Origin of the sequence: Aquabacterium soli (assembly GCF_003933735.1) — a bacterium.
Classification (GTDB): domain Bacteria; phylum Pseudomonadota; class Gammaproteobacteria; order Burkholderiales; family Burkholderiaceae_C; genus Aquabacterium; species Aquabacterium soli.
This window is the reverse complement of record NZ_RSED01000022.1, coordinates 13,604-32,687: the sequence shown is the minus strand read 5'-3', so window position 1 is coordinate 32,687 and position 19,084 is coordinate 13,604. Positions and strand designations below refer to the sequence as shown.

General features: G+C 66.9%; 17 protein-coding genes. 10 read left to right on the top strand and 7 right to left on the bottom strand.

What is annotated here, in order from left to right:
• The first annotated feature begins 222 nt into the window (after nucleotides 1-222).
• The 4 genes from EIP75_RS20470 to EIP75_RS24990 all read left to right on the top strand — a co-directional run bounded on the left by EIP75_RS20470 (nucleotide 223) and on the right by EIP75_RS24990 (nucleotide 5,441).
• On the top strand, nucleotides 223-2,346 hold the full coding sequence (locus tag EIP75_RS20470; RefSeq protein ID WP_158622923.1) for a putative bifunctional diguanylate cyclase/phosphodiesterase: 2,124 nt from the start codon (nucleotides 223-225) through the stop codon (nucleotides 2,344-2,346).
• A 53-nt stretch (nucleotides 2,347-2,399) separates the two neighbouring features.
• A complete protein-coding gene (locus tag EIP75_RS20465) occupies nucleotides 2,400-3,512 on the top strand; it encodes a homocysteine S-methyltransferase family protein (protein ID WP_125245051.1) in 1,113 nt (370 codons plus the stop codon).
• A 179-nt stretch (nucleotides 3,513-3,691) separates the two neighbouring features.
• A complete protein-coding gene (locus tag EIP75_RS20460; RefSeq protein ID WP_125245050.1) occupies nucleotides 3,692-3,871 on the top strand; it encodes a hypothetical protein in 180 nt (59 codons plus the stop codon).
• A gap of 127 nt (nucleotides 3,872-3,998) precedes the next feature.
• Nucleotides 3,999-5,441 carry a putative bifunctional diguanylate cyclase/phosphodiesterase gene (locus EIP75_RS24990; RefSeq protein WP_338014951.1) on the top strand — a complete coding sequence of 481 codons (1,443 nt, stop codon included), beginning with the start codon at nucleotides 3,999-4,001 and terminating at the stop codon, nucleotides 5,439-5,441.
• Nucleotides 5,442-6,272: 831 nt separating this feature from the next.
• Here the strand turns inward: EIP75_RS24990 and EIP75_RS20450 are convergent.
• The 3 genes from EIP75_RS20450 to EIP75_RS20440 form a co-directional block, all read right to left on the bottom strand.
• On the bottom strand, nucleotides 6,273-7,109 hold the full coding sequence (locus tag EIP75_RS20450; protein ID WP_125245049.1) for a hypothetical protein: 837 nt from the start codon (nucleotides 7,107-7,109) through the stop codon (nucleotides 6,273-6,275).
• A gap of 245 nt (nucleotides 7,110-7,354) precedes the next feature.
• Nucleotides 7,355-7,795, bottom strand: coding sequence for an rRNA maturation RNase YbeY (gene ybeY / locus EIP75_RS20445; protein WP_125245048.1), 441 nt, complete (start codon nucleotides 7,793-7,795; stop codon nucleotides 7,355-7,357).
• Entirely contained in the window at nucleotides 7,792-8,847 is a 1,056-nt protein-coding gene (locus tag EIP75_RS20440) for a PhoH family protein (RefSeq protein WP_125245047.1), read from the bottom strand. The genes ybeY and EIP75_RS20440 overlap by 4 nt, the downstream gene beginning before the upstream one ends.
• A gap of 168 nt (nucleotides 8,848-9,015) precedes the next feature.
• Between EIP75_RS20440 and EIP75_RS20435 the strand changes: the two genes are divergently transcribed.
• From EIP75_RS20435 to EIP75_RS20420, 4 genes are all read left to right on the top strand, one after another.
• On the top strand, nucleotides 9,016-11,145 hold the full coding sequence (locus EIP75_RS20435) for a sensor histidine kinase (protein ID WP_125245046.1): 2,130 nt from the start codon (nucleotides 9,016-9,018) through the stop codon (nucleotides 11,143-11,145).
• Between the two features lie 14 nt (nucleotides 11,146-11,159).
• Nucleotides 11,160-11,828 carry a response regulator gene (locus EIP75_RS20430; RefSeq protein ID WP_125245045.1) on the top strand — a complete coding sequence of 223 codons (669 nt, stop codon included), beginning with the start codon at nucleotides 11,160-11,162 and terminating at the stop codon, nucleotides 11,826-11,828.
• The gene (gene ruvA, locus EIP75_RS20425) at nucleotides 11,825-12,403 is read left to right on the top strand and encodes a Holliday junction branch migration protein RuvA (RefSeq protein ID WP_125245044.1); all 579 of its coding nucleotides are present in this window, start codon (nucleotides 11,825-11,827) and stop codon (nucleotides 12,401-12,403) included. Before EIP75_RS20430 ends, ruvA begins: the two co-directional genes overlap by 4 nt.
• A 73-nt stretch (nucleotides 12,404-12,476) precedes the next feature.
• Complete coding sequence (locus tag EIP75_RS20420) at nucleotides 12,477-13,565, top strand: M14 family zinc carboxypeptidase (protein WP_233584963.1); 1,089 nt, start codon at nucleotides 12,477-12,479, stop codon at nucleotides 13,563-13,565.
• Nucleotides 13,566-14,066: 501 nt separating this feature from the next.
• Here the strand turns inward: EIP75_RS20420 and EIP75_RS20415 are convergent.
• Nucleotides 14,067-14,543: an acyl-CoA thioesterase gene (locus EIP75_RS20415; RefSeq protein WP_125245043.1), complete on the bottom strand. Its 477-nt coding sequence runs from the start codon at nucleotides 14,541-14,543 to the stop codon at nucleotides 14,067-14,069.
• 100 nt (nucleotides 14,544-14,643) lie between these two features.
• A complete protein-coding gene (locus EIP75_RS20410; RefSeq protein ID WP_125245042.1) occupies nucleotides 14,644-16,281 on the bottom strand; it encodes an ATP-binding response regulator in 1,638 nt (545 codons plus the stop codon).
• Between the two features lie 129 nt (nucleotides 16,282-16,410).
• Between EIP75_RS20410 and EIP75_RS20405 the strand changes: the two genes are divergently transcribed.
• Nucleotides 16,411-16,893, top strand: a complete 483-nt coding sequence (locus EIP75_RS20405) for a glutathione peroxidase (protein WP_125245041.1) — start codon at nucleotides 16,411-16,413, stop codon at nucleotides 16,891-16,893.
• Between the two features lie 7 nt (nucleotides 16,894-16,900).
• Here the strand turns inward: EIP75_RS20405 and EIP75_RS20400 are convergent, their stop codons facing one another.
• Complete coding sequence (locus EIP75_RS20400) at nucleotides 16,901-17,353, bottom strand: nitrogen fixation protein (protein ID WP_125245040.1); 453 nt, start codon at nucleotides 17,351-17,353, stop codon at nucleotides 16,901-16,903.
• Between the two features lie 48 nt (nucleotides 17,354-17,401).
• Nucleotides 17,402-17,677 carry a hypothetical protein gene (locus EIP75_RS20395; protein ID WP_125245039.1) on the bottom strand — a complete coding sequence of 92 codons (276 nt, stop codon included), beginning with the start codon at nucleotides 17,675-17,677 and terminating at the stop codon, nucleotides 17,402-17,404.
• A 208-nt stretch (nucleotides 17,678-17,885) separates the two neighbouring features.
• Between EIP75_RS20395 and EIP75_RS20390 the strand changes: the two genes are divergently transcribed.
• Nucleotides 17,886-19,079 (top strand): amino acid aminotransferase, encoded by a 1,194-nt coding sequence (locus tag EIP75_RS20390; protein ID WP_125245038.1) that lies wholly within the window; start codon nucleotides 17,886-17,888, stop codon nucleotides 19,077-19,079.
• Nucleotides 19,080-19,084: the final 5 nt, after the last annotated feature.

Below are 19,084 nucleotides of genomic sequence, written 5' to 3'. Positions count from 1 at the left end.
CCGCCTGATGCGCGGCGGGCGGAGCCGCCTCACGGCGAAGTCCACGCGGGAGCGTGCAGCACTTTCGGCCGTTTTTCCGTCTTCTGCCTCCTTTTTCGCTCCGTGACTGGTTTTTGCCCGTTCTTCCGCGCTCAAGAAGTGTTGTAAGAAGCCGAAACTCACACGGTGATGGCGCAGCGGCGCGCCTCCTGGAATCTGGATATGGTCGGTGAAGTGATTTTCATGCCGTCGAGCTACGAAGCATGGACCGTCGTGGCATCGGTGCTGCTGGCGATGTTCGCGTCTTTCGTGGCGCTGGACCTGGCCAAGCGTGTGCGCACGGCCGATCGCGCCATCGCCCGCGCCTGGCTGATCGGTGGTTCGGTGACGATGGGCATCGGCATCTGGGCCATGCACTTCGTCGGCATGATGGCCTTCAAGCTGCCCATCTCGGTAGGCTACGACGTGCTCTACACCCTGGTGTCGGCCCTGGCTGCCATCGGCGTGTCGTACATGGCGCTGTGGATCGCCAGCCGCCACAAGCTCACCTGCCTGCGCCTGACCGGCGGGGCCGTGGCGATGGGCGCCGGCATCTGCGTGATGCACTACCTGGGCATGCACGCCATGGAAATGAGCCCGGACGTGGTCTGGGACTGGCGCCTGGTGGCGGCCTCGGCCGGCATTGCCGTGGGCGCCTCGGCCGTGGCCTTGCTGATCTTCTTCTGGCTGCGCAAGCTGCAGGGCCTGCCGGCCCTGGTGTGGCAGATGGCGGCGGCGGCCATCATGGGCGTGGCCATCGCCGGCATGCATTACACGGGCATGGCCGCGGCGTCCTTCCCACTGGGGTCGGTCTGCACCTCGTCCAGCGAGCTGCGTGGCGACACCTTGGGTGTGATGGTGGGCGCGGCCTCCATGCTGCTGCTGTCGATGACGCTGCTGACCTCCATCATGGACGCACGCACACAGTCGCGCACCAACAAGCTGGCCGCCTCGCTGCAGGTGGCCAACCAGGAGCTCAAGCACATTGCCTTCAAGGATCCGCTCACGGGCCTGGCCAACCGCCTGGTCTTCGAAGACCAGCTCGACAGTTCGGTGCTGCGGGCGCAGGAAGGCAACCGCCGCCTGGCCATCCTGTTCATCGACCTGGACGGCTTCAAGCCCATCAACGACAGCTTCGGCCATGCCGTGGGCGACGAGGTGCTCAAACAGGTGGGCCAGCGGCTCTCTTCGGTGGCGCGCCCCGGTGACGTCGTGGCCCGGGTGGGTGGCGACGAGTTCCTGATGTTGCTGGAGAACAATCCCGATCGTGCGACCGCGGCGGCCGTGTCGATGAGCGTGCGAGAGGCCCTCTCCAAGGCTTTCGAGATCGACGGGCGCGGCATGCACCTGTCGTGCTCCATCGGCATCGTGGTCCACCCGGACCATGGCCCGCGCGCTCGCCTCATCGCCAATGCCGATGCGGCCATGTACGCCGCCAAGCGGGCCGGCGGCAGCGTGCACTGCTTCTACGAAGCCGACATGGCCAACGATGCCGAGATGCAGATCGCCCTGCAGCGCGATCTGCGCCATGCGCTGGACCATGGCGGCAAGGGCCTGGAGCTGTACTACCAGCCCAAGATCCATGCGATCAGCCGCCAGACCACGGCGGTGGAGGCCCTGATCCGCTGGCACCATCCCACGCGCGGCACCGTGAGCCCCGTGCAGTTCATCCCCATCGCAGAGCGCTTCGGCCTGATCGGTGCGCTGGGTGACTGGGTGATCAACGACGCGTTCCGCCAGATGCGGCAGTGGCAGAAGGAGGGCTTGCGCATGCGCGTGGCCGTGAACCTCTCCATGCACCAGCTGCGCCAGAACGACCTGGTCGAACGCATCTCGAAGGCCCTGCGCGAGCACAGGATCGAGCCGGATCTGGTCACTTTCGAGGTGACTGAGTCCGCCGCCATGGAAGACACGCAGACCTCGTTGCGCATGTTCGACCAGTTGGCCGCCCTGGGCGTGCGCCTGTCCATCGACGACTTCGGCACGGGCTATTCCAGCCTGGCCTACCTGCGCAAGCTGCCGGCGCGCCAGCTCAAGATCGACCGCAGCTTCATCAAGGATCTGCAGCCCGAGGGCGACTCCTACGCCATCGTGCTGGCCGTGGTGCAACTGGCCCACGCGCTGGGCCTGAACGTGGTGGCCGAAGGCGTTGAAACCGCCGAGCAGGAGCGCATACTGCTGCAGATCGGCTGTGATTCGCTGCAGGGCTTCCGTTATGCCAAGCCGATGCCGGCCAAGCGGCTGGCGATCTGGGCCGCCAGCGAGGAGGGCCCCGACCACGGCGCACCGTTGGGCTTCCGCGATTCGCTGATCGAGCCCGAGGTCTGATCGGCGAGGCGGGCGTTGCTGCAGGGGCTTGACGCCCTTTCTACAATAGAGGCATGAGTTCCTCCGCCACTTCTGCCTCGTCGTCCGTCCCTGCGGCCCTGCCACCCGTGGAGCGCCGCCCCTACACCCGTGCCGCCGAGCTGCCCGAGATCATGCGCCAGCGCATCGTGGTGCTCGACGGCGCCATGGGCACGATGATCCAGCAGTACAAGCTGGGCGAGGCCGATTACCGTGGCAGCCGCTTCACCGAGCACCACAAGGACCTCAAGGGCAACAACGAGCTGCTGCAGCTCACCCGCCCCGATGTGATCCGCGAGATCCACGAAGGCTACCTGGCGGCCGGTGCCGACCTGATCGAGACCAACACCTTCGGCGCCACCACCGTGGCGCAGGACGATTACGACCTGCCGGAGCTGGCCTACGAGATGAACCTCGAAGGCGCCCGCCTGGCCAAGGTGGCCGCGCTCAAGTACAGCACGCCCGACAAGCCGCGCTTCGTCGCCGGCGCCATCGGCCCCACGCCCAAGACCGCCAGCATCAGCCCCGATGTGAACGACCCGGGCGCGCGCAACGTCGATTTCGATGCGCTGCAGCAGGCCTACTATGAGCAGGCCAAGGCCTTGCTGGAGGGCGGCAGCGACGTCTTCCTGGTCGAGACCATCTTCGACACCCTCAACGCCAAGGCGGCCATCTTTGCGATCGACCAGCTGTTCGAGGACACCGGCGAGCGCCTGCCCATCATCATCTCCGGCACGGTGACGGACGCCTCGGGCCGCATCCTGTCGGGCCAGACGGTCAGTGCCTTCTGGCACTCGGTGCGCCACGCCCATCCGATCGCCATCGGCCTGAACTGCGCCCTGGGCGCGGCGCTGATGCGCCCCTACATCGAAGAGCTGTCCAAGGTGGCCGGCGACACCTACATCAGCTGCTACCCCAACGCCGGCCTGCCCAACCCGATGAGCGACACCGGCTTCGATGAGACGCCGCCGGTCACCGGCGCGCTGGTGGAAGACTTCGCCAAGGCGGGCTTCCTGAACATCGCCGGCGGATGCTGCGGCACCACGCCGGCCCACATCGCCGAGATCGCCAAGAGAGTAAGCGCTTACAAACCACGCTGCCTGCACGATGAGGGCGTGCGCGGATTCCTCAGCGGTCTGGCCGCCTGATATGGCGCCTTCAGTCAATACGATTGTCGTTTAACACTCATTCGTGGGGTGTTGCGGGTTTGCCCAAGGATTCAGTTTCTGAATGACGAGACATGATCGGCGCGCGCCTGAATTTTGAACAAACGTTCAACGTTAAGGCGTGATGCGCTACGCATGAAACTCAACATAAGGAATCCAAAATGAAAGTCCTGAGCAAGCAAGAAATCTCGCAAGTCAGCGGCGGCGAGAGCCTCATCGACGCCATCCACCGTGCCGAATGGAACAGCTACGGCGTGCCCCTGGCCAACGCCGCCATCTTCGCGTACAACCTGTTCGCCACCACCAAGGTGGCCTACCTGAAGCCGATCCCCAAGCCCTGAGCTTGTGACAGGCTGCACGCTCCGGCCCGCCGCGATGGCGCAGGTCCGGAGCGGCTTCTCAAGCCGGCCCCTGGCCGGCCGATAGACCGGCGAGTTCCAATTTCCCGTTTCCGAAGGAAATCTCGCCGTGCCCCCTGGTTTGCGCCGCCTTGCCACCGCTCTGTGGCAGGTCGGCCCCGTTCTGGCCCCACCTGCATCGACCAGGTCAGGCCCGGCATGGGCGGACAGCACCGCCGGGACGGGTTTTCGCAGTGCCCGCGGGGCGCAGGCCAAGCACCAGCGCCGCATGCAGTTGCTGCTGGCGCTGGGCAGTGTGCTGCTGATGCTGATCGCGGCGGGCTGGGCGGTGTTCTTCGTCGTCAATGGCCTGTGGCTGATCGTGCCGCTGGACATGGCCATGGTCGCCACCGGGGCCGCCTCCCTGGTGATGAGCCGCCGCGGCGAACTGCGCAATGCCTCGTTGCTGCTGTTGGGCAACCTGTTCGTGTTCATCGGGGCGATCTGCGTGTTCCTCGATGTGCCCAGCAGCCAGGTGCCCCGGGCCACCCACCATTTCTTCCTGTCGCTGGGGGCCAGCGCCTACCTGCTGTTCCGCGCGGAGCGGGCGCTGTTGCGCCATGGCGTGGCGCTGCTGTTCTTGGCCGCCTTCGTGGTGTTCGCCAGTTGCGAGGCGGCCATCGTCACGCCCTATGCCTTGCCGGACGACATGCGCGTGGCGGGCACCTGGGCCAACAACATCCTGGCCGTGCTGACGCTGTACCTGGTGCTGCATGTGATGCAGGCCGATGTGGTGGCGCGCAACGAGCAGGAAGACGAACTGCGCACGGCACTGGACGAGCAGCAACTGGTGCTGCACTACCAGCCGCAGATCGGCGCGGGCGGCCAGGTCATCGGCGCCGAGGCCCTGGTGCGTTGGGTGCATCCCCAGCGGGGGATGGTGTCGCCTGGCGAGTTCATCCCGCTGGCCGAGCAGACGGGCCTGATCCTGCCCCTGGGCGCCTGGGTCATGCGCGAGGCGTGTGCGCAGTTGCTGCGCTGGTCGGAGGATCCGCGCATGGCACCGCTCACGCTGGCGGTCAATGTCAGCGCGCAGCAGTTCCGCCAGCCCGATGCGGTGGCGCGCCTGGACGCGGTGCTGGGCCGGCAGGGCATCGACCCGACCCGCCTGAAGATCGAGCTGACCGAGAGCATGCTGGTCAGCGACATCGAGGACACGATTGCCAAGATGACGGCGATGAAGACCCGGGGCGTGGGCTTCTCGCTGGATGATTTCGGCACGGGCTATTCATCGCTGAGCTACCTGAAGCGGTTGCCGCTGGACCAGCTGAAGATTGACCAGTCCTTCGTGCGGGATGTGCTGACGGATCCCAACGATGCGGCGATTGCGCGGACGGTGGTGAGTCTGGGGCAGAGCCTGGGGCTTTCGGTCATTGCCGAAGGGGTGGAGACGGAGGGGCAGCGGGCGTTTCTGGCGGACATTGGGTGCGAGGCGTATCAGGGGTATCTGTTCAGCCGGCCCCTGCCTGTCGATGTGTTCGAGGCGTTTGTGAGGGAGCGGGCGGGGCTCTGACCTTGAACGTGTTTGTCCTTTGCCTGCGGTGCTTGTCTCGCTTTCGCGTGGCAGCGCGGGGCGGGGGCTGAGACGGCATCCGTCCGGGCTTCATTCGGGTGGTTTCGCCTTCGGCGAAACTTCCCTGCGGTGCTCACGGCGAGGTGGGGCCGCAGAACTCGCTACGCGGCTTCGCCGCTGCGCTCAAACAGCTGCGGCCAGTCAGTTGAACGAAGCATGTGCTGCGCACATGCCCACCTCGCCGCTCCGCTCCTCGGCACCCTCAAGGCGCCCGGCCGGATGCCGTCTCAGCCCCTTTGTGCCCCGCTCTCCGCATGCGCCGGCTGCGTCCTTGGCCTGTGGCGGGCTGGCGCTGGCTCACGCATCGCTTCGTTGTGCACGCGCACCGCGGCCCCATGGATGTTGCCCAGATCCGGTGTTGCAATGCGCAGCGAGCAAGGCGTGCCACCATTTTTCGCATACCGCCAGCGGGGCGAAATAAGGGATGTGGGGGCGGCTGGCCGGGCGCCTTGTTGGCGCCGAGCAGCGCAGCGGCGAGGTGGGCGCGCGCAGCGCGCTTCGTGAACTGACTGGCCGCAGCTGTTTGAGTGCAGCGGCCAACGGCCGCGGAGCGAGTTCTGCGGCCCCACCTCGCCGCGAGCAGCGCAGGGCAGTCCCGCCGAAGGCGGGACCGCCAACAATGAAGCCCGGCCAGACGTCTCCACATCCCGCGCCCCGCGCTGCCCCGACAAAGCGCTCAAAACGATTTCAACGTAGAACGGATGCGCACAAAAAAGGGGGCCCGAAGGCCCCCCAAACTCTTCACCCCTAGAGAACTGGTACCCGGGCCCTTCAGCCCATCGTGGCCCGGTGCCGTGCCACCGCCTTGCCGAAACTCGAATCCGACCACTGATTGGCCAGGCGACGACGCCAGCCCGCGCCCGAGCGCGACGGCTTGAACAGCAGCTTGAGCACCTGCGGCGCGATCACCTGGAAGAAGGTCACCAGGTCGGCCCGGCCCACGCAGGGCAGCTCGGTGCCGCGCTCCCACTGCGGGTTGCGCTGCTCGAAGAAAGCGATGTCGGTCTCGGTGCGCTGCGCCGCGCTGATCGGCGTCACGTCGCTCTTGAGGCAGTTCGAGCCCTCGCCGAAATCCAGCACCATGGCGTCGCGGTCCAGCTTGCCCGGGAACAGCTTGTCGCAGTAGGCCTCCACGATGTGCTTCATGTGGGGGTTGTCATGCTCCGGGTGCGGGTAGTAATCCGGGAAATTGCGCGTCAGCAGCAAAAAGGTTTTATATCCCTTGGAAATCAGGAACCAATACTGCGGCGTGAACGGGTCCTTGATGGCCTCCCACACCAGCCGCTTCACGAAAGCGGCATTCATGGCGCGGTTGCCCCAATATTCCTTTTCCAGAATGGTGTCGCCGCTGAAAATGCCGCGGATCTTTTTGCCGTCCACCTCCATGTGGTAAATACCCATGGTCGAGAAACCCACGATCGCGTCGTCGATCTTGCGGCGGATGATGAACGCGCCCGATTTGCGGTTCAGGTCGGAGATGAACTGCTCCAGCGAGGTGTTCTCGTAGTAACGGCAGAACACCTTGAACATCTCGCGCACGTCCTGCACGGCGATGTGTTTCAGCGGGTGGTAGCGGGTATAGATTTTTGATTTGTGAAGAGCTGACATCGAAACCTCTCGGGGTTTGCATCGGAATGCGTTGTCGATGGCTCGATTGTTCTCATCCCCGGTTCAGACCGTCACAGGGTGGCCCCTGAGGGCCCCCAAATAAGGGGGTGAAACCGCGTGATCAATTCACGGATTGAGGCGCGGTTTTATTTTCCCGGCAGCAGCGCCTGTTTTCAAACAGTTGTTCGTGTGTTATTTCCGCCCCAGATATTCGGGCAGGCGGGGCGTGAGTGGCCCCGCCAGTTTCAGGCCGCGTACGGGTCGTCAAAACCCAGTTGCGCCAGGATCTCGCGCTCCCGCGCTTCCATGGCGTCGGCCTCTTCGGGATCCTCGTGGTCCCAGCCCTGGGCGTGCAGGGCGCCGTGCACCAGCATGTGGGCGTAGTGCGCCTGAAGCGGCTTGCCTTGCTCCTGTGCCTCGCGCTCGATCACGGGCGCGCAGATGATCAGGTCGGCCATCACCACCGGCTCAGTGGCGTAGTCGAAGGTGAGCACGTTGGTGGCGTAGTCCTTCTGGCGGTAGTCGCGGTTCAGGGACTGGCCCTCCTCGGCATCCACCAGGCGCACGGCGATCTCGGCGTCTGATTCCAGCGCGGCGCGGATCCATCGGGTCACCTTGTGGCGGGGCAGATGTTCGCGGTGGCGCTTGTCGGCGAACTGCAGACTCAGGGACAGGGCGGGCTTCATGCTTGCGTAGGGGCGCTGCCGGCGGCGGCATCGGCCTCGGCGGTGTTCTGGAAACGGTCGTAGGCCTCGACGATGCGGGCCACCAGTGGGTGGCGCACCACGTCCGAGGCGCCGAACTGCGTGAAGGCCACGCCCTTGACGCGCTTGAGCACCTGGCGAGCCTCGATCAGGCCGCTCTTGCTGCCCTTGGGCAGGTCGATCTGGCTGACATCGCCCGTGATCACGGCCTTGGTGCCGAAGCCGATGCGGGTCAGGAACATCTTCATCTGCTCGGGCGTGGTGTTCTGCGCTTCATCGAGGATGACGAAGGCGTGGTTCAGCGTGCGCCCGCGCATGAAGGCCAGCGGGGCCACCTCGATCAGGCCCTTCTCGAAGGCCTTGGTAACACGGTCGAAGCCCATCAGGTCGTACAGGGCGTCGTACAGCGGGCGCAGGTAGGGGTCGACCTTCTGCGACAGATCCCCCGGCAGGAAGCCCAGGCGCTCGCCGGCCTCCACGGCCGGGCGGGTCAGGATGATGCGCTGCACGGCGCTGCGCTCCAGCGCATCGACCGCGCAGGCCACGGCCAGGAAGGTCTTGCCCGTGCCGGCCGGCCCGATGCCGAAGCTCATGTCGTGGCCCATGATGTTGCGCAGGTACTGCACCTGGTTGGGCGTGCGGCCCTGCAGGTCGCTGCGGCGCGTGTGCAGGGTGGGGCCGTCGGCGCCCTCGTCGGGCAGGCTGTCCTTCGGGGCAGCAGCCGTGCGCCGGGCGGTGCCGGTGCCGCGGCCCGCGCCGCCAGAGGCGGATCCCTGTCCGCCCAGCGCCTGCGCCACCATCAGCTGCACCGTCTCGGGCGATATGGAGCGGCCGGCCTTGGCGTACAGCGCTTCCAGCAGGCCCAGCGCCTGCTGCGAGGCGGCCTTGGCCCCGTCGATGCGGAAGCTCTCGCCGCGCCGCGCCAGCGTCACGTTGAAGGCCGCCTCGATGGTGCGCAGGTGCTCGTCCATCGGGCCGCACAGGTGGGCCAGGCGGGTGTTGTCGGGTGGGGTGAAGCTGTGGCGCAGGGGCATCGCAGGGCGGTGGTCCGTGGGGATCGTGCAAGATAGCCCCTAAATTGTCGCTTGCCCTGGGCTTTCAGGTGTGACATCTGCCGCAGAATCCAGCAGAGCCTCCCTGACCACCCCCGGGGGGCCCCTAACGCAGGGCGGTCCTGCGTTTCATCGAGAGCAGTCCAGAACATGGTTCAACAGTGGTGGCAGCAATGGTGGGCGAGGACAGGTGGGCGCTGGTCGCCGACCATCTCCCCGGGCGGTACGCCCGATGAGGAGGTAGCCTCGTCGCGCCTGATGGCGCTGGGCACGATGCTGCTCGGCCTGCTGCTGGCCTGGGTCGTGGCCTGGGCCATCGTGGCGCTCAACCGCTCGGCCGGTGGCGACGAAGATGGCCGGGCCGATCCCGAACACCTGCACGGCGTGGCCCTGCGCGGCGCCTGGACAGCCGCCACCCCCGGCCGCACAGCGGGTGTTTTCCCCACGCACCTGGCGGGCCAGGTCACCACCTTGCCCGATGAATGGTCGCGCTCGCGCCCGGGCTTCGATGGCAGCGTCTGGTACCGCTTCCAGTTCGAGCGGCCACAGCGCATCTCGCCCGACGTGCTGCTGGCCGCCTATGTAGAGCGCGCCTGCTCGGCGGTGGAAGTGCAGCTCAACGGCCAGTTGCTGTACCGTGCGGGCCGTGTGGGCCAGCCCATCGCCAGCCAGTGCTACCAGTCGCACGTCGTGCCGCTGCCCGGCTTCCTGCTGCGCGCTGGCGAGAACCACCTGGATGTGAAGGTCTCGGGCCACCCGCTCGACAAGGTCACGGCGCGCCAGCGCGCCGGCGGCCTGGGCGCCGTGCGCATCGGTACCTGGGGCGATCTGAGCGATCTGCACGATGAGCAGACCTTCTGGTCCGTCACCGTGTCGCAGATCATCGGCGGCATCCTGGCCGTGCTGGGCGTGTTCGCGCTGGGCCTGGCCTGGGTGCGCCGGCTGGGCTACCTGGCCCACTTCGCCCTGCTCACGCTCAGCTGGGCGCTGCTCACCGGCCGCTTCTGGCTGACCGACGTGCCGCTGTCCAACACGGTGCTCGAGGTGCTGATCGCCTGCCTGTTCGCGCCCATGGCGGCCTTCGCCGTCAAGTTCCTGCTGGGCTACGCGGGCCACGGCCTGCACGCCCCCGGCGAGCCCATGCGTGAGCGCCTGGTCAACCGCATCCTGTGGGCCCAGGTGGTGCTGATGCCCATCACCCTGTGGCTGGGCCTGTCCAACCTCTTCATCGTCAGCCGGCTGTGGTACCTGGTGCTGGCGCTGGAGGTGTTCGCGGCCATCGTGTACTTCCTGTGGTTCGCGGGCCGCTCGCGCCGTGCCGAGTTCTGGCTGATGAGCGGCACGCTGGGCGTGACCTCGGCCCTGGTCGGCATCGAGCTGTTCTTCCAGCACCGCCTGATCCACATGTGGGGCTGGAACGTCACCTACTTCGTGATGCCCATGCTGTTCGCGGCCGTGTCCTTCCGCCTGATCCAGGTCTACGCCCGCGCGCTGCAGACGGCCGAGGGCGCCCGCGTGCAGCTCGAGCGCCGCGTGCAGGAGATCAGCAGCGAGATCGAGCGCAACTTCACGCAGATCGCCGAGCTGCGCGTCGAGCAGATCGCCGAGAAGGAGCGCAAGCGCATCGCCGCCGACTTGCACGACGACCTGGGCGCCAAGCTGCTGACCATCGTGCACACCAGCGACAACGACCGCATCTCCACGCTGGCCCGCGAGGCGCTCGAAGAGATGCGCCTGTCGGTGCGCGGCCTCACGGGCCGCCCCATGCGCCTGCCCGACGCGCTGGCCGACTGGCGCGCCGAGGTGGTCTCGCGCCTGGGCCAGGCCGGCATCGAGGTGGAGTGGCGCCACCCGATGGACGTGATGGACGAGCCCCTGTCGGCCCGCACCTATGTGCAGACCACGCGCATCGTGCGCGAGGCCGTCAGCAACATCATCAAGCACAGCCAGGCCTCGCACGTGGTGATCAACTGCGAGGTGGGCACGCACGATTTCCAGATCGTCATCCAGGACAACGGCAAGGGCATCCCGCTCGAGCTCGACGGCCGCCTCGACCGCGGCCATGGCATGGCCAGCATGAAGCACCGTGCCAAGCAGCTCAACGGGCAGTGCCTGGTCGAATCCGGTCCCGGATTCGGCACCGTGATCCGGATGAACCTGCCGCTGGAGATCGAAACCGTGGCATCCGCGCTATCTCATGGGGGATCAACCCCCCGTAAAGGTGCTGCGGCTGCTAGCATCCCTGTTCGGACCCCTGGGGAAAACCCCCGCGCTTTTTGAATGAGGCCCTGGCCATGAAGCAAATCCTGTTGCTCGAAGACTTGCCCGAGATCCGTGCCTGGCTCAAGACATTGGCCCTGCAGGTGTTCCCCGGTGCGCAGATCCACGAAAGCGCCCGCATCCACGATGCCCTGCAGCTCGTCAACGCGATGCGCTTCGACGTGGCCCTGTGCGACCTGGGCCTGCCCGACGGCTCCGGCGTCGAGGTGGTGCAGGCCCTGCGCGACAAGCAGCCCGATGTGCAGTCGGTCGTGGTCACCATCCACGACGACGACGAGCACCTGTTCCCTGCGCTGCAGGCCGGTGCCTTCGGCTACCTGCTGAAAGAACAGTCGCGCGAGCAGCTGGCCGAACAGCTGCAGCGCATCGCCCAGGGCGAGCCGCCGCTGTCGCCGTCCATCGCGCGCCGCGTGATCCAGTACTTCACGGCCCAGGCCCGCCAGCAGCCGCAATCGCACAACGACGCCGATTCCGTGACGCCGCACGTGCAGCTCACCGACCGTGAAAACGAAGTGCTGCTGCGCGTGGCCAAGGGCTTCACGCTGCCCGAGATCGGCCAGCAGCTCAACCTGTCGCGCCACACCATCGCCGACTACGTCAAGCAGATCTACCGCAAGCTCAACGTGTCCTCGCGTGCCGAGGCCGCGCTGGAAGCACAGCGCCTGGGGCTGTTCCGCCGATGATCTCCAGGTTGACGGGCGTGCTGGCCGACAAGGCCCCGCCCAGCGTGCTGGTCGACGTGAACGGCGTCGGCTACGAGGTGCAGGTGCCCATGAGCACCTTCTACAACCTGCCCGACACCGGCGCCAAGGTCACGCTGCTCACGCAGTTCATCGTGCGCGAAGACGCGCAGCTGCTCTACGGCTTCCTCACCTCGACCGAGCGCGAGTCCTTCCGCGAGCTGGTCAAGATCAGTGGCGTGGGTCCGCGCATCGCGCTGGGTGTGCTGTCAGGGCTGAGCGCCAACGACCTGGCCCAGGCCGTGGCCGCCCAGGACACGGCCCGCCTGACCAAGGTGCCCGGCATCGGCAAGAAAACAGCCGAACGCCTGCTGCTCGAACTCAAGGGCAAGCTGGCACCCGCCTTGAACCTGCCGGCCACCGAGGCCAGCGGCGGCGAATCGCATGCCGACATCCTGCAGGCGCTGGTGGCGCTGGGCTACTCCGACAAGGAGGCGCGCGCCGCCCTCAAGGCCCTGCCGGCCGACGTGGGCGTGAGCGAGGGCATCAAGCAGGCACTGCGGGCGCTGTCCCGCTGACACGGCTCTGCCCCTCTGACGCGTGTCACAGAGCCTTGTTGGATTCAAGGCATGATAGAGGGCTATGCCCTTCGTGAGATCACCCCGCCAGGCGGCCCGTGCCGCCATCGCGGCGCTGATGCTGGCAGCGGTTCCCGCCCTGGGCGCCGCCGCACCGCAGGCAGCCGCCACCGCGTCATCACCGAATTCGCCGACCCCGCCCGTCAAGGCGGCGCCAGGCAAGCCGGCACAGCCCGCGGCCAAGCCGCCCGCGCCCGCCAAGCCTCCCGTCAACATGACGGTCAAGCCCTCGGTGCCTTCGCTGGTCAACAAGCCATCGGTCGTCAACAAGCCGGCCGCCAACACCGCGCCCGCCAAATCGGTGCTGCCCACCCCGGCTGCCTTGGCCAAGCCCACCGTGTCCATCGCCACCTCGCAGGCCTTCTGCGAGCAGAGCGTGCGGCGCCTGCCCAGTGTCTCGACGGCCCTGTGCAAGAACGCCCAGCTCACGGACAACGGCGGCCGATCACTGCAGGGCCAACCGTTCTACCAGCGTGATGTGATCTCGCCGCACGCCCAGCTCAAGGTGCTGGTGATCGGCGGCATCCATGGCGATGAGCTCTCGTCCACCTCGCTGGTGCTGCACTGGATCCAGCACGCCACACAGACGCCGGCCAATGTGCACTGGCGCTTCGTGCCGCTGGTCAATCCCGACGGCATGCTGCGCGATGTGCCCAGGCGCACCAACGCGCGCGGCGTCGACCTGAACCGCAACTTCCCCACGCCCAATTGGGACAAGGAAGCGCCGCACTACTGGAAGGACCGCACCCGCAACGATCCGCGCCGCTACCCGGGCCCCAAGCCGCTGTCAGAGCCCGAAAGCAAGTGGGTGCACGACGAGATGGAGCGCTGGAAACCCGACCTGATCGTGTCGGTGCACGCGCCTTACGGCGTGCTCGATTTCGACGGCCCCACCTCGCCGCCGCAGCGCCTGGGGCGCCTGTACCTCGATCAGGTGGGCATCTTCCCGGGCAGCCTGGGCAACTTCGGCGGCGTGCACAAGCGCGTGCCCGTGGTCACCATCGAGCTGCCCAGCGCCATCCGCACCCCGCAGGATGCCGAGATGCGCCAGATGTGGCTGGACCTGCTGCGCTGGATGGGCGAGAGGTTGGGGGCGAATTGATGGCTTCTTCGCTTTGAGGCGGTTTGAGCGTCGGGGTGGAGGCGATGGGCGCCTGACTCCGGCCCACGCTCGCGGGGCACCACCGCGCGCTGCCCACGTCACCCCTTGAACACCGGCCAGGCTGTGGCCGAGCCATGACACCGCGAATGGGGCCTGCGCAGGCACCCATCGCCTCCACCCCGCGAGACATCGTGGCGTGCGAGAAGCATCAATCGCGGGTTGGGAAGGGGGCGGTCGGCTTGCGCCGACCGCATCGGCCGCGCCGCGGCACATCACCTGAGTGAGCGCCGCCACAGCGTCGCGGGGCGGAGGCTTGCGGTGGTCGGGCGCAGGCCCCATTCGCGGTGTCATGGCCTGCAACAGCCTGGCCGGTGTTCAAGAGGCCAAAAGTCGACGAGCTCGGTGATGCCCCGCGAGCGTGGGCCGGAGAACGATCACCGCAAGCCTCTGACCTCGCTCAGCCCCCCCAAGAAGCGAACGGGCCAAAACACACAAAAAGCTTCAAGCAGCGCTGCTGGGCAACGTCCCAGCCCGAGCCTTCTCCAGACGCTCAGCAAAACTGGCCGGCGGCGGCGCCACGGTCTTGCGTCCCTGCCCGAAGTTGTCTGCCGACAGAAACACCACCCCGGTCTTGCCCCGAGCCACTTCACGCCCAGTCGCCTTGTCCCTCAACCGGAACACCAGGTCGAAGCCATACTTGTTGAAATCGTCCGGCACCATGTCCACCTGCATGGTCTCGCCATAGAAGGCCTCGGACTTGTACTGCGCCATCATGTCGCCCACCACGATCGACTGCCCGTCGATGTCCCCCTCGCTGCGGTAACCCAGCCAGCGGAAGAAACGCACCCGCGCCTCCGACACCAGGGTGAGCAGCAGGGCGTTGTCGAGGTGACCGCCCTGGTTCACATGACTGATGTAGATGGGAACGTCGGTGGAGAACAGGAACTGCTCGGGCAGCTCGAACTGGATACGGGCCATGGTGGGCGGGGACTGCAAAGTACAACAGGCCGATGATACCTGCGGGTTTGTACCTATGCTTGTGCGCAGGCCGCCCCCGCAGCCCCCAAACCGGTCAGATTCAGCGCGGCGGTGGGTTCGCCGGCATGCCCGCCAGGATGCCCAGCAGCCGCTGCAGCTGGATCGGCTTGACCAGGTAGTGGTTGAAACCGGCCTGCAGCGCACGGGCGATGTGGTCGGGCAGGGCGTCGCCGCTCAGCGCGATCAAGGGCACACGCCGTGTCAGCGGGCTGGCGCGCAGGGTTCGGCACAGGTCCAGGCCGCTGCCGTCGGGCAGGTTGATGTCCACCAGGCCCACGTCGGGCATCTCGCCCTGGATGGCGGCCAGCCCTTGCGACGCGGTGGCGAACGATGACAGCTGCACCTGCGGGTACGCGGCGAACAAGGCCTCGACCAGGCTGCGGTTCAGGGCGTTGTCCTCGACATGGATGATGCGCAGCGGCGGCAGCTCGATGCCTGCGGGCGGGTGCGCGGCGGAGGGGGCGGCCGGTGGTGAAACCAGGCGGTCGGCCAGTGGCAGGTTCAGCGTGAACATCACACCTTTGCCCAATGCCGTGGTCACGCCCAGGCCGCCGTTCATCAGCTCGGCCAGGCGCTGCGCGATGGCCAGGCCCATGCCGTGGTCGTCCAGTTCGTCCACGGACTGGCCTTGCCTGGCCGAGGGGGCGTTGTTCGGCACGGCCTTGAAGGGCTCGAACAGGCGGCCGGCATCGCCGCCAGGCAGCAAGCCATCGCCGCCGGGGTGGTTCACCTCGATCAGCGCGCGGCCGTGGTCGGGCGAGTGGCGGCAGCTCACCCACACGGTGTTGTCGGCCGGGCAGTGCGAGATCGCGAAGCGCAGCACCTGCGTGAGCACGTCGCGCACATGCACCGGGTCGGCCCAGGCCGTGGGCCCGTCACCTTCGATCACCAGCGTGACGCGACGCTCCCGGGCGGCGGCCTCCAGCGCATGGCTGGTCTCCTTGCTCACGGCCAGCAGGTTCACGCGCTGGGCATGCACCGGCAGGGCGCGGTCTTCGGCATTGGCCAGCTTCACAGCCTTGTCCAGCAGATGGATCAGCTGCTGCGCCGCCTGCTGGATGTTGCCCACCTGGCGTCGCGCGTCGGGGCCAGCCTGGATGTCCATGTCCAGCAACTGCGAGAAGCCCACGATGGTGTTGAGCGGCCCGCGCATGCCCAGGCTCAGCTGGCCCAGGAAGGTGGTGCGCCGCGCCAGGGCCACCTCGGCCTCCAGGCGGCTGTGGTGCTCTTGCTGCGCCCAGCGCTGGGCGTGCAGGTCGGTCAGGATCTCGATGTAGCGGTCGACCGCGCCATCGGGGCCGGGCAGGGGCTGCACGGTGCGCTCCACCCAGAAGGCATCGCCATCCTTGTGGTGCTGGCACATGGCCACGCGCTCGACGCCTTCGCCCTGCGAGATCCACTGGTTGATGCGGCGCACCGCCTCGGCATCGGTCTGCGGGCCGCTGAGCAGCTCTTCGACCTGGCGGCCATAGGCGTCTTCCAGCGTGTAGCCGGTCAGGCGGGTGAAGGCCGGATTGGCCCAGCGGATGCAGCGTTGCGCATCGCATACCAGCACCGCATCGGTGATGCGGTCGGCCATCAGGGCCAGTTCCTGGTTGGTGGCCTGTGCGCGGGGCGTGGGGGCCTGCTGAGCGGCCAGAGACGCGTTGGGGTGGACGTTTGATGAGGAGTCCGACATGACCCGTGTCTCCTGAAGTGCCAGTGCTTATGCGGATGTTATGCAAAACAGGATATCCAGGGCGTCCGGGATCCGCAAGGGCCCAGGCTGGATAATGGGTAACTCAACTTTGCACCAAGGTGGCGTCCCATGAGCACTGTCTACGATTTCACGGCCGAGACCATCAATGGGCAGCCGGCACCGTTGTCCGAATACAAAGGCAAGGTCCTGCTGATCGTGAACACCGCCAGCAAATGCGGCTTCACGCCCCAGTTCGAAGGGCTTGAAAAGCTGTGGAAGGAGTACGGTGACAAGGGCCTGGTGGTGCTGGGGTTCCCATGCAACCAGTTTGGCTCGCAGGACCCGGGCGCGAACGATGAAATTGCCTCGTTCTGCCAGCTCAATTACGGGGTCAGCTTCCCCATGATGGGCAAGATCGATGTCAACGGCGGCAAGGCCCATCCGCTGTACCAGTGGCTCGTGAAAGAGGCCCCCGGCATCCTGGGCACCAAGTCGATCAAGTGGAACTTCACCAAGTTCCTGATCGGCCGCGATGGCCAGGTCATCGGGCGTTATGCGCCCACCGATGCGCCCAAGGCCCTGGTGTCCGACATTCAGAAGGCGCTGGGCTGATCCAGCCTCAGCCCGCCGCGCCGGCCAGGTTCATCGGGTCGGCGGTTTCCAGCACGCTGTCTGACGGCGCGCTGTCGTTGGTCACCACCTGCGGGCAACGCAGGCAGGCGCTCACGCCTTCCTGCGCCCACCACACGCACCGCGTTCGGATGGCGCAGCGCGGCGGCTTGCTCACCACCACGGGCGCGATGCGCACCGTGCGGATGGCCAGGCGGCACTTGCGGCGGTCTTCGTCGAAGTGCCAGCAATCGGTGCTCATGGCGCAGGGCGCGCCGAAGCGGAACACCTCGGCCGGGTCCACCGGGGCGGCCATGGCGACCACCTCCGGTGTGACCGCAAAGGCCTGTTCAAGGTAGGACACCTCGGGCCGCTCGGCGCTGCCGCCGATCACCGCGAAGACTTCGGCGCCGTCCAGGTGGTGCTGGGCGCTGGGGCACATGGGGATGGCAGGGTGGTTCATCGCATGCTCCTCGTCGTGGGCCGTGGTGTCCTCAGGCAAGGCGTGCGATCAGCGCAGCACCAGGCCACCGAGGGTGGCGGTGTTGATCTGCGGGATCTGCGAGACCTGCAGGTTGCGGATGATCTCGGGGTTGATCTTGCCGTTGATGATGTGGCCGCCGACAGGCAGGTACACGCCGGCGCCGCTCACGGCCTGCACCTGTTCGGCGCTCAGTTCGGTCATGCGGCGGGCGGCCAGCGCGCGCTCCACGCCTTGGGCGGCCAGGGATTGCAGGTCGGCCAGGGCAGCGCGGGGGGCGGTCTTCAGTTCGGTCTTGGTGGTCATGATGAGTCCTTTCAAAATGGAGATGGATCGTTGGAATCGCCACCGTGATCAGCAGGGGTCGGGTGTCGATGGGTGGACTGTAGAAACCGCAAGGCCGCGCCACATCCTGCGAACTAGGGCCTCCCCTAGCTCAAGCTAGGGCCCTCTTGTGGGGGCCCCTTCCGTGGGGAGCCCGGATAATGCGAGCTCCAGTCAGGAGCTCTCAGCCATGTTCAAGCACGTCGATGCCTACCCCGGTGACCCCATCCTCACCCTCAACGAAGATTTCCAGAAAGACCCGCGCCAGGCCAAGATCAACCTGAGCATCGGCATCTACTTCGACGAAGAAGGCCGCCTGCCGGTGATGAACGCCGTGCGCCAGGCCGAGACCGCCCTGCTGTCGACCATCGGCCCCAAGCCCTACCTGCCCATGAGCGGCGCGCCCGATTACCGCCAGGCCATCCAGCACCTGCTGTTCGGTGCCCAGCACGAGGCCGTCACCGCGGGCCGCATCGCCACCATCCAGACCATCGGCGGCTCAGGCGCCTTGAAGGTGGGCGGCGATTTCCTCAAGCGCTACTTCCCTGATTCGCAGGTGTGGGTGAGCGACCCCACCTGGGACAACCACCGCGCCATGTTCGAAGGCGCCGGGTTCACGGTGAACACCTACCCGTACTACGACCCGGCCACCGGTGGACTGAAGTTCGACGAGATGCTGGCTGCGATGGATGCGCTGCCCGCCAAGAGCATCGTGCTGCTGCACGCCTGCTGCCACAACCCCACCGGTGTCGACCTGAGCCAGGCGCAGTGGACAGCGCTCACCGCCGTGCTCAAGGCGCGTGAGCTGCTGCCCTTCCTGGACATCGCCTACCAGGGCTTCGGCGATGGCATCGACGAAGACGCCTTCGCACTGCGCACGCTGGCCGATGCGGGCGTGAGCTTCTTCGTGGCCAACTCGTTCTCCAAGAGCTTCTCGCTGTACGGCGAGCGCGTGGGCGGCCTGAGCGTGGTCTGCCCCGACAAGGCCGAGGCCGGCCTGGTGCTGGGCCAACTGATGGCCTGCGTGCGCCGCAACTACTCCAGCCCGCCCACGCATGGCGCGCGCATCGTGGCCCAGGTGCTGGGCACGCCCGCGCTGCGCCAGGCCTGGTCCGATGAACTGGGCGCCATGCGCCAGCGCATCAAGCTGATGCGCCAGCGCCTGTACGACGGCGTGGTGGCCCAGCTGCCCGGCCGCGACGTGCGCTACTTCATCGACCAGCGCGGCATGTTCAGCTACACGGGCCTCAGCGCCGCGCAGGCCGATACCCTGCGCGAGCAGCATGGCGTGTACGTGCTGCGCTCGGGCCGCATGTGCGCGGCCGGCCTCAACGCCAACAACGTCGACAAGGTGGCCGAGGCCATCGCTGCCGTGCTGCGTTGAACGGC

Coding starts and splice junctions, on each gene's coding strand:
- ybeY (WP_125245048.1), bottom strand. CDS start 7,795: ATGAAGCCCGCCCTGTCCCTGAGTCTGCAGTTCGCCGACAAGCGCCAC.
- EIP75_RS20415 (WP_125245043.1), bottom strand. CDS start 14,543: ATGGCCCGTATCCAGTTCGAGCTGCCCGAGCAGTTCCTGTTCTCCACC.
- ruvA (WP_125245044.1), top strand. CDS start 11,825: ATGATCTCCAGGTTGACGGGCGTGCTGGCCGACAAGGCCCCGCCCAGC.
- EIP75_RS20400 (WP_125245040.1), bottom strand. CDS start 17,353: ATGAACCACCCTGCCATCCCCATGTGCCCCAGCGCCCAGCACCACCTG.
- EIP75_RS20470 (WP_158622923.1), top strand. CDS start 223: ATGCCGTCGAGCTACGAAGCATGGACCGTCGTGGCATCGGTGCTGCTG.
- EIP75_RS20395 (WP_125245039.1), bottom strand. CDS start 17,677: ATGACCACCAAGACCGAACTGAAGACCGCCCCCCGCGCTGCCCTGGCC.
- EIP75_RS20405 (WP_125245041.1), top strand. CDS start 16,411: ATGAGCACTGTCTACGATTTCACGGCCGAGACCATCAATGGGCAGCCG.
- EIP75_RS20390 (WP_125245038.1), top strand. CDS start 17,886: ATGTTCAAGCACGTCGATGCCTACCCCGGTGACCCCATCCTCACCCTC.
- EIP75_RS20450 (WP_125245049.1), bottom strand. CDS start 7,109: ATGTCAGCTCTTCACAAATCAAAAATCTATACCCGCTACCACCCGCTG.
- EIP75_RS20435 (WP_125245046.1), top strand. CDS start 9,016: ATGGTTCAACAGTGGTGGCAGCAATGGTGGGCGAGGACAGGTGGGCGC.
- EIP75_RS20460 (WP_125245050.1), top strand. CDS start 3,692: ATGAAAGTCCTGAGCAAGCAAGAAATCTCGCAAGTCAGCGGCGGCGAG.
- EIP75_RS20440 (WP_125245047.1), bottom strand. CDS start 8,847: ATGCCCCTGCGCCACAGCTTCACCCCACCCGACAACACCCGCCTGGCC.
- EIP75_RS20410 (WP_125245042.1), bottom strand. CDS start 16,281: ATGTCGGACTCCTCATCAAACGTCCACCCCAACGCGTCTCTGGCCGCT.
- EIP75_RS20465 (WP_125245051.1), top strand. CDS start 2,400: ATGAGTTCCTCCGCCACTTCTGCCTCGTCGTCCGTCCCTGCGGCCCTG.
- EIP75_RS20430 (WP_125245045.1), top strand. CDS start 11,160: ATGAAGCAAATCCTGTTGCTCGAAGACTTGCCCGAGATCCGTGCCTGG.